Here is a 14,686-nt window from a genome sequence, read left to right on the forward strand (position 1 = left end):
GGAACCGGAACCGGAACCGGGTTGTAATCCCGGAGACGGGTGGCACACTTCCTGGGAAAGTGATTGCAGTTTGAGGAGCTTTTTCATGGCCGACGATTTTTCCGCAGATACCAGCACCACCGGCGTGGTCCTCGTGGGGGGCAGCGTCACCGGGGAGATCGACCCGGCAACCGATACCGACTGGTTCGCGGTTCAGATGGAGGCGGGGCGCTTCTACCAGATCGAGCTGGTCGGTGAGGCGACCGCAACGATGCCCGGCTTGAGCGACACGCTGATAGAAGGCGTGTACGATCCCTCTGGCCAGTACATCGAGAACACCGACAATGACGACAGCGACGGGACGCTGTTTTCGAAACTGCTTTTCGAAGCAACGGAGACCGGCACCTACTATATTTCCGCGGCTTCCTATTCCACAATCAGTCCTTATACCACACTTACCGGTGGTTACCGGCTGAGCGTTTCGACCGTCGATATCACGGATGACTTCCCCGCCTCGCCCGATACGACCGGTGTGCTGACCCTTGAGAGTGCGACCTTCGGCAACATTCAGCCGCTGGCGGCAAACAGCGCGCCGGACGAAGACTGGTTCGCGATCGAGCTGAAGGCGGGAACGACCTATTCTTTCCGCTCGGGGGCCTGGCTGGCCGAGATTGCCGCGGTCTATGACGAAACCGGCGCGCCGCTTTCGCTGACGGATCAGGAGTTCGACAATCAGACCGTCGGGGTCTTTACGGCGCCGGAGGACGGCACCTATTACGTTTCTGTCGGGGGTTCGGAATACTATACCTATTTCGGGGAGGGCAACTATGCCTTGACCGCCCAGGAGCTGTTCGAGCACAGCGCCGACGAGATCGCCGCACTGCCAGAAGGCCATCCGGAGAACGTCTGGCTGTTGCGCGACACCTGGAAGGTGGCGGTTGAGGGCGACGCGCAATCGGAGCTGTTCGTCGGACGGAGCGAGGACGAGACGATCAGCGGGGCCGGTGGATCCGATACCATTCTGGGCAATGTCGGCGACGATTTTCTGATCGGCGACAATGCGCTGCCGGTCGACTGGACGCTGGCGGAAATGGTGGCGGTCTACGGGATGTATAATTTCCTGCTTGGCCGGTCGCCGACGACGTCGGAGCTGGCCAACGGGGTCAGCCTCGTCGGGGGCTCGGGATACCGGCTGGAGGTTCTGGCAAGCCAGATCCTGGAGAGCAGCGAGTTTCTCGATCTTCACGGCGAGATGACCAACGAGGAGCTGATCGACTTTTACTATGTCCAGCTCCGCGGCGATGTGGTGGATTCCGATCCCGGGCGGCAGGTCTGGCTCGACCTGCTGACTGCGCAGTCGACCTATTACGATGCGGGGCGGATCGCACGGGCCTTCGTCATGAGCCCGGAATACAGCCGGGCGCATTCGGAAGGGGCCGTGGTCGAGATTCTGAGTACGCAGATCAACGGCTGGGCCGACGAGGTCTTTGGCGCTTATCGCGGGCTGCTCGGGCGCGATCCCGATCCGAGAGGGTTCGACAATTGGTACGACCGCATGGCCCAGGGCGGTGACCTGGGGGATTTGGCGCAGAAGTTTCTGCGCTCGCCTGAGTTCCAGAAGGCCAACACCGGGCTTTCGGACCGCGATTTCGCGGCACTGGTTCTGGGCAATCTCGAGCTTCCCACCGGGTCTGGCGCGCTCGACGCCGCCGAGGCCCTCCTGTCCGGAGGCATGAGCCGGGCCGATTTCACCGCGGTCCAGATCCTGATGAGCGACGATTCCGGGGTGACCGACTGGATCCGCGCGCGCGGGCCCGACGATGTGCTGGTCGGCGGCCCCGGCAGCGATCTGCTGTTCGGCGGAGAACTCTCCGACCGCTTCGTCTTCGAGCCGGGGCTGCTTGGCACGGATCGTGTTCTCGACCTCGAACCTTGGGACATCATCGACCTCACGGCCTTTGGCTTTGCCGATACCGATGCGGCGCTGGCCGCGTTCAGCCAGGAGGGGACGGTGGCGGTGTTCGAAGATCAGGGCATCACCGTGCGGTTTGCCAACACCGATCTTGCGATGATCGGCGAAGAGATGCTGCTCGTGTGACCTCTTGGCGGCGGGAGCGGTGATCCGGTCCCGCCGCCTCGAAGCGAAATGGCCTTGGCAGGCGCGACATGCACATCTAGAGTGATATGTTATATCGTATCATCTCAGGTTTCCCGGCCCATGCTCACCCTTCGCCCGCCTCTTGCCGCTTGTTCGGTTGCATCGGTCTTTGTGCGAGAGACACTCAGCGCAACGGGTGCCGCATGAGCCGGAAAGGTCGGGGAAACTGCGGGGCCAGCCGGCTTCGGCGGCGATCCCGGGCCGGAGATCCGATGCACCGCTTCGATGCCCTGCCGCCGCCACTGCGGCGCTGGATGGCCGAGGCGGCACGGCCCTGGTCGCCCAGCTCCTGCCTGGCGATCTGGCGGCGGGTGCTGGCCCGGGGCGGCAGTGCCGAAGAGGCCCTGGCACATCTCGACCGGACCGAGCGGGCGCTTCTGGCCCGCGACGCCCTGCAATAAAGCGGCGCACCGCCGCGGATCGCGGGTTTTTCTTTTCATTTGGAGGGAAACACTGTATGGCCGCGCCATCTGAGACGTGACGCCTTTGGCCCCCGGGCGCGTGCACGAGGATAGGGGGCGGCGGCAATGGGGCCGCCACGCCAACGGGAGACCCGGAGGGCCGGGAGAGCTCCCTTACAGGATACACTTATGTTCAACATTACCAAAAAGACCATGCAGTGGGGCGAGGAAACGCTCACGCTGGAAACGGGCAAGGTTGCCCGTCAGGCCGACGGCTCGGTCATCGCCACGCTGGGCGAGACCAGCGTCATGGCCAACGTGACCTTCGCGAAAGAGCCGAAGCCTGGTCAGGATTTCTTTCCGCTGACCGTCCACTACCAGGAAAAATACTATGCCGCCGGTAAAGTGCCGGGCGGCTTCTTCAAGCGCGAGGCGCGTCCGACCGAGAAAGAGACGCTCACCGCCCGCCTGATCGACCGTCCGATCCGCCCGCTGTTCGTTCCGGGCTTCAAGCATGAAGTGCTGGTGATGTGCACCGTGCTGAGCCACGATCTGGTCAACGACCCCGACATCGTCGCGATGATCGCCGCCTCGGCTGCGCTGACCATCTCGGGCGTGCCCTTCATGGGCCCGATCGCCGGCGCCCGCGTCGGCTTTGAAGATGGCGAATACGTGCTGAACCCGACCGTCGACGACATGCAGGGGCTGCGCAACAACCCCGAGCAGCGTCTCGACCTCGTGGTCGCCGGCACCAAAGACGCCGTGATGATGGTGGAATCGGAAGCCTACGAGCTGACCGAGGACGAGATGCTGGGCGCCGTGACCTTCGCGCACGAGCAGATCCAGCCGGTTATCGACCTGATCATCAGCCTCGCCGAATCCGCCGCGAAAGAGCCCTTCGACTTCCAGCCGCCGGATTACTCCGCGCTGTTCGAGGTCGTGAAAGGCGTCGGCGAAGAGAAGATGAAGGCCGCCTACGCGACCACCGACAAGCAAGAGCGCGTGGCCGCCGTGGCCGCCGCCAAGGAAGAGATCAAGGCCCAGCTCACGGAAGAGCAGCTTGAAGATCCGAACCTCGGTTCGGCGATCAAAAAGCTGGAATCCACCGTGCTGCGCTCGGATGTGGTGAAGAACAAGCGCCGCATCGACGGCCGCGCGCTGGATCAGGTCCGCTCGATCCTGTCGGAAACCTCGGTTCTGCCGCGGACCCACGGCTCGGCGCTGTTCACCCGTGGCGAAACCCAGGCGCTGGTCGTGACCACGCTGGGCACCGGCGACGACGAGCAGATCATCGACGCGCTGCACGGCAACTTCCGCTCGAACTTCCTGCTGCACTACAACTTCCCGCCCTATTCGGTGGGTGAGGTTGGCCGTGTGGGCTCGCCCGGCCGCCGCGAAATCGGCCACGGCAAGCTGGCATGGCGCGCGCTTCAGGCCGTACTGCCCGCACCGACCGATTTCCCCTACACGATCCGCGTCGTGTCGGAGATCACCGAATCGAACGGCTCCTCCTCGATGGCTTCCGTCTGCGGCGGCTCGCTGTCGATGATGGATGCCGGTGTGCCGCTCAAGGCGCCGGTGGCGGGTGTGGCCATGGGCCTCGTGCTGGAAGACGATGGCGACTGGGCCGTGCTGACCGACATCCTGGGCGACGAGGATCACCTCGGCGACATGGACTTCAAGGTGGCGGGCACCGAGAACGGCATCACCTCGCTGCAAATGGACATCAAGGTCGCGGGCATCACGCCCGAGATCATGAAGCAGGCTCTGGCGCAGGCCAAGGAAGGCCGCATGCACATCCTGGCCGAGATGGCCAAGGCGATCACCACCGCCGGTGAGTTCAGCGTGCACGCGCCGCGCATCGAGACCATGCAGATCCCGACCGACAAGATCCGCGAAGTGATCGGTTCGGGCGGCAAGGTGATCCGCGAGATCGTGGAAACCTCGGGCGCCAAGGTCGACATCAACGACGACGGCGTGATCAAGATCGCGTCGCCGAACGGCGAAGCCATCCAGAAGGCCTATGACATGATCTATTCGATCGTGGCAGAGCCGGAAGAGGGCAAGGTCTACAAGGGCAAGGTCGTGAAGATCGTCGATTTCGGCGCCTTCGTGAACTTCTTCGGCAAGCGCGACGGTCTGGTGCATGTGTCCCAGATCGAGAACCGCCGCCTGAACCATCCCTCGGACGTGCTGAAGGAAGGCCAGGAAGTCTATGTGAAGCTGCTCGGCTTCGACGACCGCGGCAAGGTGCGCCTGGCGATGAAGATGGTCGACCAGGAGACCGGCGAGGAGCTGCCGCCGGAACCGAAGAAGAAAAAGGAAGAGGCTGCCGACTGAGGTCTGCCCGCTAACGAGACAGGAAACGCCCCGGCATCGCTGCCGGGGCGTTTTTTTCTGTACTGGGAAAGCGCGAAAGACTTTACCCGTTTCTTAATCTCTTCATGATGGCATGAGCGTCGTATGGCGCTGCTGACGCCACTCACGGATTCAGGCAGCTCATGGGGCCCCGGATGGGGACCGGGGCCCACTTCGCGTTGCCGGCGCCATCCGTCCAGCGCGGGAATTTGCGCCAGGTACTATGCCGCGCCGGTTTCGAGCTGGTCGGCAATGGGTTTCAGCGCGGCGTATAGCACCGAATGGATCGGGGTCGGCACGCCGTATTGCGCCCCCAGCCGCACCACATCGCCGCTCAGATATTCGTGTTCGATCGGTTTGCCGCGCCGCAGGTCGTCGAGCATCGAGGCGTGCATGGTGGCGGGCAGGGTCTCGACGAAGACCCAGTTCTTTTCGAACACGTCGTCCGGCAGATCGGGGATCACCGCCCGGCCCACGGCGATGGTCTCGTTGATTGCGTCCTTGAAAAGCTGGCGCGAGGCCGGGGTCTCGCGCAGCGGGCCAAGGTCGAGCCCGGTCAGCGTGGTCAGCGAGGCCAGCGTCGCCTGAGAGCAGAACTTCGACCAGAGCTCGTGCTGGATGTTGTCGGGGACGACCGCGGTGGTGCCGGCCGCGCGCAGAGCTGCGGCCAGCGCCTCGGCCCGGGGGCTCGTGCCGCCACCGGGCTCGCCAAAGATCAGCATGTCGAACTCGGCGCTGTGGCGCACGGTGCCGGGCTCGGGAATGTCGCCGGGAATGCGGGCAACGCCGGGCAGCACGCGCTCCGGCCCGATGATCGCGCCCAGCCGTTCCCAGGCGGTGACACCGTTCTGGCAGGTGACGACAAAGGTGTCGGGGCCCAGCATCGGCCTGATGGCCTCGCCCGCGCTTTCCACGTCGCGGTTCTTGACCATGAAGAGGATGACATCCGCCGGGCCGACCTCGGCCGGGTCGCCCGTGGCATGGATCGCGGTCACATGCGCATCGCCCTTGGGGCTGAGGATCTTCAGCCCGTTCGCTTGCATCGCCTCGAGATGCGCCCCGCGCGCGATCAGCCAGACCTCGTGCCCGGCCTGCGCCAGCCGGCCACCGAAATACCCACCAAGCGCGCCCGCGCCCATCACTGCAATTTTCATCAGGCCCTCCGTCAGATGCCGCCGCCATGAAAGACGGCGGGGCGGGGGATTTCAACCACCGGGCTGCGGGCAGGGAGGCGGATATGAAGAAGGCCGGGCTGAACGCCCGGCCCGATCCTGCCGGCCCGACCGGGGCCGGGCCGCGCGTTTGTTAAGCCAGCAGCGACGCGAAGGCGTCGAGATGGTAACCGGAGCCGGTCAGGAGGTGATCGTAGGTCTCGGCCAGCGGCGTGCCCTCCACCTCTTCGATGGCCTCGGCGATGTCGGTCATGTCCTTGGTCTCGATCGCCAGCCCAACCTCGAGCGCGTCGGTCACCGAGACGGAGCCGCTGGCGAGCAGCGTGTCGTACATCTCCTGCAACTCGTCGTTGAGAAAGGTGCCTGCGGGTTCGAGAAGGAAGACATCCACGTCGAGGCCGATGTTTTCGGCCTGCGAGATCAGCGCATCGAAATGGCGGTCCTCGGAGGTTGCGATCTGATCGAAGATCTTCAGACCGTAGAGGTCGTAGAACGCCTCATAGATGTCCCCCGCGAGCTTTTCCTCTTCGATCATGTAGTAGAGCTCTGCGATGGCCGCGTCGTCGTAAAGCACCGTCGATGTCACGTTCTCGGTGTCGCCGCTTCCCGCCGGGACGGTGGGGATCTCGTTCCCGTCACCGGCTGCGCCGAACCCGTACTGCACCTCTTGCGATATGGCCCCCGCATGCCCCTTGGGTCCGAATGACAATTGTCTCATGGTCTTGCCTCTGCATTGCGTTTGGTTCGCGCGTTCTCACATTATATTCTGAAACCGTTATGTGAACCTTAGGATGGATCACGAAAGCGGGAAAATCGCGGTCGCGACGTCGGGTCGCAGCGGCGCGCGCGGCGTCGGGGCAGGGGGCTGACGTAAGGGCAAAAAAAGGCCGGGCGAAAAGCCCGGCCAGGTCCAACAGGGAGGTGCATGTGATGACCCGCACATGCGACGGGAACTCTTGGGTTGTATCTAAAGATACCGTTTCGATACTACTTTGATCTGCGTCAAGCGGGAAGCGCGACCTTTTGCCTGACGGCGGAAAAGTCACAGACTTCGGAAATCCGCATGGTTTTCATGCGACTAGGCGGTATCCTCCGGATTCGGTGACAAGAATGCGGGCATTCGAGGGGTCGGGCTCGATCTTTTGCCGCAAACGATAGATATGCGTCTCGAGCGTGTGAGTCGTCACCCCTGCGTTGTATCCCCAGACCTCGTGCAGCAGCACGTCGCGCGCCACGACCCCTTCGGTCGCGCGGTAGAGGAACTTGAGGATATTGGTTTCCTTCTCGGTCAGGCGGATTTTGCGGTCGTCTTCGGTGATGAGCAGTTTCATCGCCGGTTTGAACGTATAAGGCCCGACCGAGAACACCGCATCCTCGGATTGCTCGTGCTGACGAAGCTGGGCGCGGATCCGGGCGAGCAGCACCGGGAACTTGAAGGGCTTGGTGACATAGTCGTTGGCGCCCGCGTCGAGCCCGAGGATCGTGTCGGCATCGGTGTCGTGGCCGGTGAGCATGATGATCGGCGCCTTGACGCCCTGCTTGCGCATCAGCCGGCAAAGCTCGCGCCCGTCGGTGTCGGGCAGGCCGACGTCGAGGATGATCAGCTCGTAATTCTGTTCCTTGACGCGGGACATCGCCGAGGCGCCGTTTTCCGCTTCGAAGACCTCGAAATCCTCGGTCATCACCAATTGCTCGGCCAGCGCTTCGCGCAGGTCGTCATCGTCATCCACCAGAAGGATATTCTTGATCTGAGCCATGTTCGTGTCTCCGTGTCGTCTTGAGGATCACATGGAAACACCGTTGCGTGTGGGCAAGATTTGCTGCACCAGTCTCACGCCCTCGTGTTGAGCGGGGGCTTTTGTTACAAGAGCCGAGCTGTTTTGTTACAGCGCCGCCGTCCGGAAGAGCCCGAATGCCCCTTGCACCGAACCTGATGGAAATCCTTGCCCGTGCCCGTGCCGATCTGCGCATGGGGGTGCCGGTGGTGCTGATGGGGGCGGATGGCGCCGGGGTGCTGGTGCTGGCCGCCGAAACCGCGTCGGAAGAGCGGCTGGCGCTGCTGCGGCAGGCCGAGGGCGAGACCGAGCTGGTTCTGACGGCACGGCGGGCCGAGACGCTCAAGGCGCGGGTCTATGACGGCGATCTGGCGCGGGTGGCGCTACCGGCGGATGCGGGGATTTCCTGGGTGCGCAATGTGTCGGACCCGGCGGACGATCTGTCGATGCCGATGAAGGGCCCGCTGAAGGAACGGCGCGGCGGCGATGTGGCGCTGCACCGGCTGGCGATCACCCTGGCGAAATCCGCCCGGCTGCTGCCGGCGGCGCTGGTGCTGCCCGTCGCGGCGCCGCGCGGTGTGGCGTTGAACGAGAATCTGACGCTGGTCGATGGCGTCGCGGCGGCGCCCTCGATGCTGATGCTGGCCAATCTCGATCATGTGGTGTCGGCCCGCGTGCCGCTCGAGACGGCCGAGAACGCGCGGTTGCATATCTTCCGCCCGGCGGACGGATCGGAAGAGCATTACGCGGTCGAGGTGGGCCGTCCGGACCGCCATGCGCCGGTGCTGGCGCGGCTGCATTCGGCCTGTTTCACCGGCGATGTCCTGGGGTCGTTGAAATGCGATTGCGGTCCGCAGCTTCACGCGGCGCTGGCGCGCATGGGTGAAGAGGGGGCGGGGGTGCTGCTCTATCTCAACCAGGAAGGTCGGGGCATCGGGCTTGCTAACAAGATGCGCGCCTATGCGTTGCAGGATCAGGGCTTCGACACGGTCGAGGCCAACCACCGGCTGGGCTTCGAGGACGACGAGCGCGATTTCCGGCTGGGCGCCGAGATCCTGCGCAAGATGGGCTTTACCTCGGTGCGGCTGCTGACCAACAACCCCAACAAGCTCGCGATGATGGAGCGGTGCGGTATCGCCGTGGCGGAACGGGTGCCGCTGAAGGTCGGCAAGACCGCGTTCAACGCGCATTACCTTGCCACCAAGGCGGCGAAATCGGGGCATCTTCTGTAGGGTGGGCAATCTGCCCACCCTGTTTTTCGACAAGGAACGGTGGGCAGATTGCCCACCCTACGGAGGTTCTGATGGAGATGGTTCTGACGCCTTTGGGCCTGCGCTTCTCAGGGCAGCTCTGGCCCTGTTCGGTGGGGCGGGGCGGCATCCGGAGCGACAAGCGCGAAGGCGACGGGGCGACGCCGGTCGGCATACACCGGATCGTCGGCACGCTTTATCGTCCCGACCGTGTGGCGCGGCCCGCGCCCTGGGCCGATCCGATCCTGCCGGGCGATCTGTGGTCGGACGATGCCGGAGATCCCGCCTATAACACGATGGTGCGGGCGCCCTACGCGCCCAGCCACGAGCGGATGCGCCGCGCCGATCCGCTTTACGACATCGTGCTGCTGACCGACTGGAACTGGCCCCTCGCCGAGCCGGGGCACGGCTCGGCGATCTTTCTGCACCAGTGGCGGCGGCCGGGCTTTCCCACCGAGGGCTGCATCGCCTTCCGCCGCGATCATCTGCGCCAGATCGCGGCGCTGGCTGTCCCCGGCACCCGGCTCATCGTGCCGGAGACCATGGCGGGGTAAGGCGCTGCCGGTTCCGCCGGGCTATTCGGGATAGGCGCGCCGGGCCTTGGCCGTGCCCACGACCTTGTTTCCCGCCTTCGCGGTTGCGGTCCATTCATAGGTGTGGCTGCCGCCGGGCGGGCAGGGGCTCTTGTATTTGAACGTGCCGAAAGGCAGCTTGCCGCTGCCGGAGATCTTCACCTTTCCGCCGCCGTGGTTGTAGCTCGGCACGTCGAGATCCTTGAGCCGGAATTCGACCGTGGTCGTGCCGGCGGGCAGATCCTTGATCGTGAAGGCCGGGGCGCCGACCCGGTTGGGCCGCCCGGTGGTGCAAAGCGGGATGTCGCCCCAGGTGAAGGAAATGGCAAATTCAGCGCTTGCGGTGCCGGCGGAGAGCAGCAGCGCGGCGACGATTGGCAGGACTCGCATGGATACACCCTTTCTTGTGAGGTGCCGGAGCGTCGCCGGGAATGCAGAACAGATCAAGCGATAGATCGGACTTACGACATCCGCCGGACGCTCATCGAGATATGGGCGCGGCGGATGAGGGCCGCAGCCTGGGTGTCGCCCGCGCGCAGCGCCGTCCGGGTTTCACGCATCTCGCTGAGAAAGATCGCGCATTCGTCGGCCAGATCCATATGGGGGATGGATTTCAGCCAGATCCGCGCGGTGCGGTAATACAGCCGTTCGCTGATCTCGCGCAGCGCGGGGTTGCCGGTCAGCGACAGGCCGAAACCGTGATAGTCCATATTGAGCTGGGCAAAGGCGCGGGCCTCCGGCGTGGCCAGAAGGGCCTGGCCCCGACGCACAAAGCTTTGCATCTCGTTCAGAACATGGGGGGTTACCGGCAGCGGGTCGAGCGTGCCCGCAAGCTGCGCCAGTTCCAGCCGCAGCGCATAGACCTGCGCCATCTCGCCGATCTCGACATCGGTGACCAGCGTGCCGACGCCGTGGCGGCTTTCCAGCAGCCCCTCGTCTTCCAGCCGGGCCAGCACCCGGCGCAGCGGCGTGCGCGAGGTGCCGAATTCCTCGGCCAGCGCGGCCTCGGAGAGCCGCGTGGCCGGCGGGTAGTCGAGCAGGCAGATACGCGCGCGCAGCTCCGCGTGCAGACGCTGGAACCGCAGCGTGGCACCGCTCACGCGGCGACGCTCCGCGCCACGCCCTCCAGCATGGTCAGACATTGCGAGAGCTGGTCGCGCGAGACGTATTCGTCGGGCTTGTGCGCCTCGTGGATCGAACCGGGGCCGCAGACCACGACCGACATGCCCATCTCCTGGAACAGCCCCGCCTCGGTGCCGAAGGGCACCACGTCGCAGGTCTCGTTGCCGGTGAGCTGCGCCACCAGATCGCGCGCGGCGTTTTCGGGCAGCGGCTCCAGACCGGCGACCTCGCCGATCACCTGGGTTTCGATGCGGGCGGCAGGGTTCACCTTGCGCATGGCGGGCAGCAGCTCGGTCTCGACATAAGCGTGCAGCGCCTCCTTGACGAAACCGGCGTCGGCCTCCTGCATCGGGCGCATTTCCCAGTCGACCTCGGCGAAACCGGGGATCACGTTATGCGCGACACCGCCGTAAAGCCGGCCGACATTGACCGTGGTCCAGGGCGGATCGAAGCGCGAATTCGCGGGCACGCGGGTTTTCAGCTGCTCCGCCAGCGCCATGAGGCGCGTGACATAGCGCACCGCGTATTCCACCGCGTTCACCCCGCGCTCGGGCGCCGAGCCATGGCCCTCCATCCCGTGGAACCGGCAGGTATATTCGCAGCAGCCCTTGTGGCCCTCGATGATCCGCATCTCGGTGGGCTCGCCGACGATGGCCATGCGCGGCGCGTAGCCGCGTTTCTGCAACTCGGGCACCAGCGCGCGGGCGCCCATGCAGCCCACCTCCTCGTCATGGGTGAAGCAGAGATGCACGGGGCGTTTCAGCGGCGTTTCGGCCAGCGGATCGGCCATGGCGATGGCGGCGGCGATGAACCCCTTCATGTCGCAGGCGCCGCGCCCGTGCAGCCGGTCGTCGCGCTCGCTGAGCTGGAACGGGTTGGAATGCCAGACCTGATCGGTGACCGGCACAACATCGGAATGGCCCGAAAGCACCACGCCGCCCGGCACGTCCGGGCCGATGGTGGCGAACATGTTGGCCTTGGCGCCGGAGCTGTCGGCAAACAGCTCGACCCTGGCGCCGTGATGCTCCAGCCGGTCGGCCATCCAGGCCATCATGTCGAGATTGCTGTCGCTCGACACGGTGGGAAAGGAGATGAGCTCGGCGAGGATCGCTTCGGTGGCTTTCAGCATGGCGTCAGTCCTTCACGAACATCTTGCGCGGGCGGTTGCAGAAACATTCCGCCGGGCCGTCTTCGGTGATGAGGATGGATTCGGTGATCTCCAGCCCCCAATCCGACATCCAGAGGCCGGGCATGAAGTGAAAGGTCATGCCGGGTTGCAGCACGGTCTCGTCCTCGGAGCGCAGCGAGATGGTCCGTTCGCCCCAGTCCGGCGGGTAGGAAAGGCCGATGGGATAGCCGCAGCGGGCGCCGCGCTCGATGCCCGCGCGCTCCAGCGGCGCGGCCAGCGCATTGGCGATGTCGCAGGCACGGTTGCCCGCGCGGGCAACCTCCAGCCCGGCCTCCAGACCCTCGACCAGCGCCGCCTCGGCGCTGCGGAAGATCTCCGGCGGTTCGCCGAGGAAAATCGTGCGGCAGAAGGGGGTGTGGTAGCGGCGGTAACAGCCGGCGATCTCGAAGAAGGTGGCCTCGCCCTTGTTGAAGGGGCGCCCGTCCCAGGTGAGATGCGGCGCGGCGGCGTCGGAGCCCGAGGGCAGCAGCGGCACGATGGCGGCGTAATCGCCCCAGTCGTCGCCCACCCCGAGGATCGCGTCGCGCTGGATCTCGGCCACCACCTGGTTTTTCGGCACGCCGGGCTCGACCCGCTCCAGCAGCCCGTCGACGATCTTTTCCGAGATCCGCGCCGCCTTGCGCATGAAGGCGATCTCTTCGGCGGATTTGACGGTGCGCTGCCAGTTCACCAGCGCGGTGGTGTCGATCAGCGTGGCTTGCGGCAGGCTCTCGGAGAGCGACTGAAAGGCCTTGGCGGAGAAATAGTAATTGTCCATCTCGACGCCCAGCCGGGCGCCGTCCTGACCCATGCCGATCAGCCGCTGGGCGAGATCCTGCATCGGGTGACGCTCGGTCGATTGCACGTAGTTGTCGGCGTAGCCGATCACCCGGTCGTCGCCCATCCAGACCGTGCGCACCGCGCCGTTGGTGTCCTGATTGCGGCCCCACCAGACCGGATCGGCGTCGTGAAACACCAGCACGCCCTGATGCACATAGAAGGACCAGCCGTCATAGCCGGTCAGCCAGGCCATGTTCGACGGGTCGGTCACCAGCAGCACCTCGATGCCCGCGCGCTCCATCGCGGCGCGGGTCAGGGCGAGGCGGCGTTCGTATTCGGCCTCGGAGAAGGGCAGGTCTTTCTGGAATCGGTGCTGGCGCATGAGAGTCTCCGGTCTCGTCTCGCCCCAGCTAGCCACTTGTGTACAACTGGAGCTGTCAAAAACCGACATTCGGCGTCGTTTGCAGAGTTCATTGATGAAAAACGCTGCTTTTGCCGCGAAGTTGTGCATCTTTGTGGGAAATTATCCCGATCTTCTGCGGTTTTAATGGTCGAAACGACCGAAAATTGAGGTTGACGCCACGTCCGGTTCGCAAAATTTTGCAGTCCATTTTCCCGAATTGCTGCATTACAGTGACGTTTTCGTCTGTAGAGTGCCGCTTTTGTGCCCGGCTTTCCTGTGTTCCGAGGCTTAGCCTTGGTTTTGCCTCTAGACGGTTGCAAGACGGGGGCTGACGCGGTTTAGTTTGGACACAAGACAGCGGGGCCAATCCGCGAGACATCAACGGGGAGCCGGATTTGCCAGATACCGGGACAAGCGACGCATTCGTCGCCTTCGAACGCGTTCAGAAAAGCTACGACGGCGAGACACTCGTCGTGAAGGATCTGAACCTCACTTTGCCAAAGGGCGAGTTCCTGACCATGCTGGGACCGTCCGGATCGGGCAAGACGACTTGTCTGATGATGCTGGCGGGGTTCGAAACCGCCACCCATGGCGAGATCAAGCTCGACGGGGTCAGCATCAACAACATCCCGCCCCACAAGCGCGGCATCGGGATGGTCTTCCAGAACTACGCGCTTTTCCCGCACATGACCGTGGCCGAGAACCTCGCCTTCCCGCTGGAAGTGCGCAAGATCGGCAAATCGGAGCGTGAGAAAAAGGTCAAGCGCGCGCTCGACATGGTCGAGATGGGTGCCTTCGGCGGCCGCCGCCCGGCGCAGCTTTCGGGCGGTCAGCAGCAGCGGATCGCTTTGGCCCGCGCGCTGGTCTTCGAGCCCGAGCTGGTGCTGATGGACGAGCCGCTCGGCGCGCTCGACAAGCAGCTTCGCGAGAAGATGCAGTTCGAGATCACCAACCTCGCGCATAGCCTCGGCATCACCACGGTCTATGTGACCCACGACCAGACCGAAGCGCTGACCATGTCCGACCGCGTCGCCGTGTTCAACGACGGCCGCATTCAGCAGCTTGCGCCGCCGGATGAGCTTTACGAGGCGCCGCAGAACAGCTTCGTGGCGCAGTTCATCGGCGAGAACAACACGCTGGAAGGCGTGGTGACCGAGGTCAAGGGCGACGTCTGCACCGTCAAGCTCGACGATGGCGAGATCATCGAGGCGCAGCCGGTCAATGTCAGCAAGGTCGGCGAACGCACCCGGGTGTCGATCCGTCCCGAGCGGGTCGAGGTGAACAAGGAGCGCCTTCAGGAAGGCGCCCATACGCTCAAGGCGAAGGTGCTGGAATTCATCTACATGGGCGACATCTTCCGCACCCGGCTGAGCGTGGCGGGCAACAACGATTTCGTCATCAAGACCCGGAACGCCCCCGACCAGATCCGCCTGAAACCGGGCGAAGAGATCGAGATCGGCTGGCTGCCGCAGGATTGCCGGGCGCTCGACGCGCCATAGGTTAAGTCATAGCGCGCGGCGCGGGACCGGACAGACCGGGCCCGGCGCC

Annotated in this window: 13 protein-coding genes; 6 read left to right on the forward strand and 7 right to left on the reverse strand. The window is 64.5% G+C overall.

Going from position 1 to position 14,686, the window contains the following annotated elements; genetic code table 11:
• The first annotated feature begins 85 nt into the window (after positions 1–85).
• The 3 genes from M4578_RS09290 to pnp all read left to right on the forward strand — a co-directional run bounded on the left by M4578_RS09290 (position 86) and on the right by pnp (position 4,878).
• Complete coding sequence (locus tag M4578_RS09290; protein WP_258093169.1) at positions 86–2,077, forward strand: pre-peptidase C-terminal domain-containing protein; 1,992 nt, start codon at positions 86–88, stop codon at positions 2,075–2,077.
• 203 nt (positions 2,078–2,280) lie between these two features.
• Positions 2,281–2,538 carry a DUF6525 family protein gene (locus M4578_RS09295; protein WP_258093170.1) on the forward strand — a complete coding sequence of 86 codons (258 nt, stop codon included), beginning with the start codon at positions 2,281–2,283 and terminating at the stop codon, positions 2,536–2,538.
• A gap of 189 nt (positions 2,539–2,727) precedes the next feature.
• Positions 2,728–4,878 carry a polyribonucleotide nucleotidyltransferase gene (pnp, locus tag M4578_RS09300; RefSeq protein WP_258093171.1) on the forward strand — a complete coding sequence of 717 codons (2,151 nt, stop codon included), beginning with the start codon at positions 2,728–2,730 and terminating at the stop codon, positions 4,876–4,878.
• 239 nt (positions 4,879–5,117) lie between these two features.
• Here pnp and M4578_RS09305 read toward each other — a convergent pair whose 3' ends face one another.
• From M4578_RS09305 to M4578_RS09315, 3 genes are all read right to left on the reverse strand, one after another.
• The gene (locus tag M4578_RS09305) at positions 5,118–6,050 is read right to left on the reverse strand and encodes a ketopantoate reductase family protein (RefSeq protein ID WP_258093172.1); all 933 of its coding nucleotides are present in this window, start codon (positions 6,048–6,050) and stop codon (positions 5,118–5,120) included.
• Positions 6,051–6,201: 151 nt separating this feature from the next.
• Positions 6,202–6,786 (reverse strand): DUF2202 domain-containing protein, encoded by a 585-nt coding sequence (locus M4578_RS09310; protein WP_258093173.1) that lies wholly within the window; start codon positions 6,784–6,786, stop codon positions 6,202–6,204.
• A 352-nt stretch (positions 6,787–7,138) separates the two neighbouring features.
• Positions 7,139–7,825 carry a response regulator transcription factor gene (locus tag M4578_RS09315; RefSeq protein ID WP_258093174.1) on the reverse strand — a complete coding sequence of 229 codons (687 nt, stop codon included), beginning with the start codon at positions 7,823–7,825 and terminating at the stop codon, positions 7,139–7,141.
• A gap of 155 nt (positions 7,826–7,980) precedes the next feature.
• On the opposite strand from M4578_RS09315, the gene ribA reads away from it, so the two are divergent.
• Both ribA and M4578_RS09325 read left to right on the forward strand, forming a co-directional pair.
• Positions 7,981–9,075 carry a GTP cyclohydrolase II gene (gene ribA, locus M4578_RS09320; protein WP_258093175.1) on the forward strand — a complete coding sequence of 365 codons (1,095 nt, stop codon included), beginning with the start codon at positions 7,981–7,983 and terminating at the stop codon, positions 9,073–9,075.
• Between the two features lie 71 nt (positions 9,076–9,146).
• Positions 9,147–9,647 carry a L,D-transpeptidase family protein gene (locus M4578_RS09325; protein ID WP_258093176.1) on the forward strand — a complete coding sequence of 167 codons (501 nt, stop codon included), beginning with the start codon at positions 9,147–9,149 and terminating at the stop codon, positions 9,645–9,647.
• A 21-nt stretch (positions 9,648–9,668) separates the two neighbouring features.
• Here the strand turns inward: M4578_RS09325 and M4578_RS09330 are convergent, their stop codons facing one another.
• The 4 genes from M4578_RS09330 to M4578_RS09345 form a co-directional block, all read right to left on the reverse strand.
• Positions 9,669–10,055 (reverse strand): hypothetical protein, encoded by a 387-nt coding sequence (locus M4578_RS09330; RefSeq protein WP_258093177.1) that lies wholly within the window; start codon positions 10,053–10,055, stop codon positions 9,669–9,671.
• Positions 10,056–10,126: 71 nt separating this feature from the next.
• Positions 10,127–10,765: a GntR family transcriptional regulator gene (locus M4578_RS09335; RefSeq protein ID WP_258093178.1), complete on the reverse strand. Its 639-nt coding sequence runs from the start codon at positions 10,763–10,765 to the stop codon at positions 10,127–10,129.
• On the reverse strand, positions 10,762–11,916 hold the full coding sequence (gene argE, locus M4578_RS09340) for an acetylornithine deacetylase (protein WP_258093179.1): 1,155 nt from the start codon (positions 11,914–11,916) through the stop codon (positions 10,762–10,764). Before argE ends, M4578_RS09335 begins: the two co-directional genes overlap by 4 nt.
• Positions 11,917–11,920: 4 nt before the next feature.
• Positions 11,921–13,117 carry a M24 family metallopeptidase gene (locus tag M4578_RS09345; RefSeq protein WP_258093180.1) on the reverse strand — a complete coding sequence of 399 codons (1,197 nt, stop codon included), beginning with the start codon at positions 13,115–13,117 and terminating at the stop codon, positions 11,921–11,923.
• Positions 13,118–13,533: 416 nt separating this feature from the next.
• Between M4578_RS09345 and M4578_RS09350 the strand changes: the two genes are divergently transcribed.
• Positions 13,534–14,637: an ABC transporter ATP-binding protein gene (locus M4578_RS09350; protein WP_258093181.1), complete on the forward strand. Its 1,104-nt coding sequence runs from the start codon at positions 13,534–13,536 to the stop codon at positions 14,635–14,637.
• Positions 14,638–14,686: the final 49 nt, after the last annotated feature.

Origin of the sequence: Salipiger pentaromativorans (assembly GCF_024721115.1) — a bacterium.
Lineage (GTDB): Bacteria > Pseudomonadota > Alphaproteobacteria > Rhodobacterales > Rhodobacteraceae > Salipiger > Salipiger pentaromativorans.

What these genes read in the sequence shown, in the direction of transcription:
- M4578_RS09290 (WP_258093169.1), top strand. Translation starts at nt 86, where the DNA reads ATGGCCGACGATTTTTCCGCAGATACCAGCACCACCGGCGTGGTCCTC.
- M4578_RS09295 (WP_258093170.1), top strand. Translation starts at nt 2,281, where the DNA reads ATGAGCCGGAAAGGTCGGGGAAACTGCGGGGCCAGCCGGCTTCGGCGG.
- M4578_RS09315 (WP_258093174.1), bottom strand. Translation starts at nt 7,825, where the DNA reads ATGGCTCAGATCAAGAATATCCTTCTGGTGGATGACGATGACGACCTG.
- M4578_RS09305 (WP_258093172.1), bottom strand. Translation starts at nt 6,050, where the DNA reads ATGAAAATTGCAGTGATGGGCGCGGGCGCGCTTGGTGGGTATTTCGGT.
- M4578_RS09345 (WP_258093180.1), bottom strand. Translation starts at nt 13,117, where the DNA reads ATGCGCCAGCACCGATTCCAGAAAGACCTGCCCTTCTCCGAGGCCGAA.
- pnp (WP_258093171.1), top strand. Translation starts at nt 2,728, where the DNA reads ATGTTCAACATTACCAAAAAGACCATGCAGTGGGGCGAGGAAACGCTC.
- argE (WP_258093179.1), bottom strand. Translation starts at nt 11,916, where the DNA reads ATGCTGAAAGCCACCGAAGCGATCCTCGCCGAGCTCATCTCCTTTCCC.
- ribA (WP_258093175.1), top strand. Translation starts at nt 7,981, where the DNA reads ATGCCCCTTGCACCGAACCTGATGGAAATCCTTGCCCGTGCCCGTGCC.
- M4578_RS09330 (WP_258093177.1), bottom strand. Translation starts at nt 10,055, where the DNA reads ATGCGAGTCCTGCCAATCGTCGCCGCGCTGCTGCTCTCCGCCGGCACC.
- M4578_RS09310 (WP_258093173.1), bottom strand. Translation starts at nt 6,786, where the DNA reads ATGAGACAATTGTCATTCGGACCCAAGGGGCATGCGGGGGCCATATCG.
- M4578_RS09325 (WP_258093176.1), top strand. Translation starts at nt 9,147, where the DNA reads ATGGAGATGGTTCTGACGCCTTTGGGCCTGCGCTTCTCAGGGCAGCTC.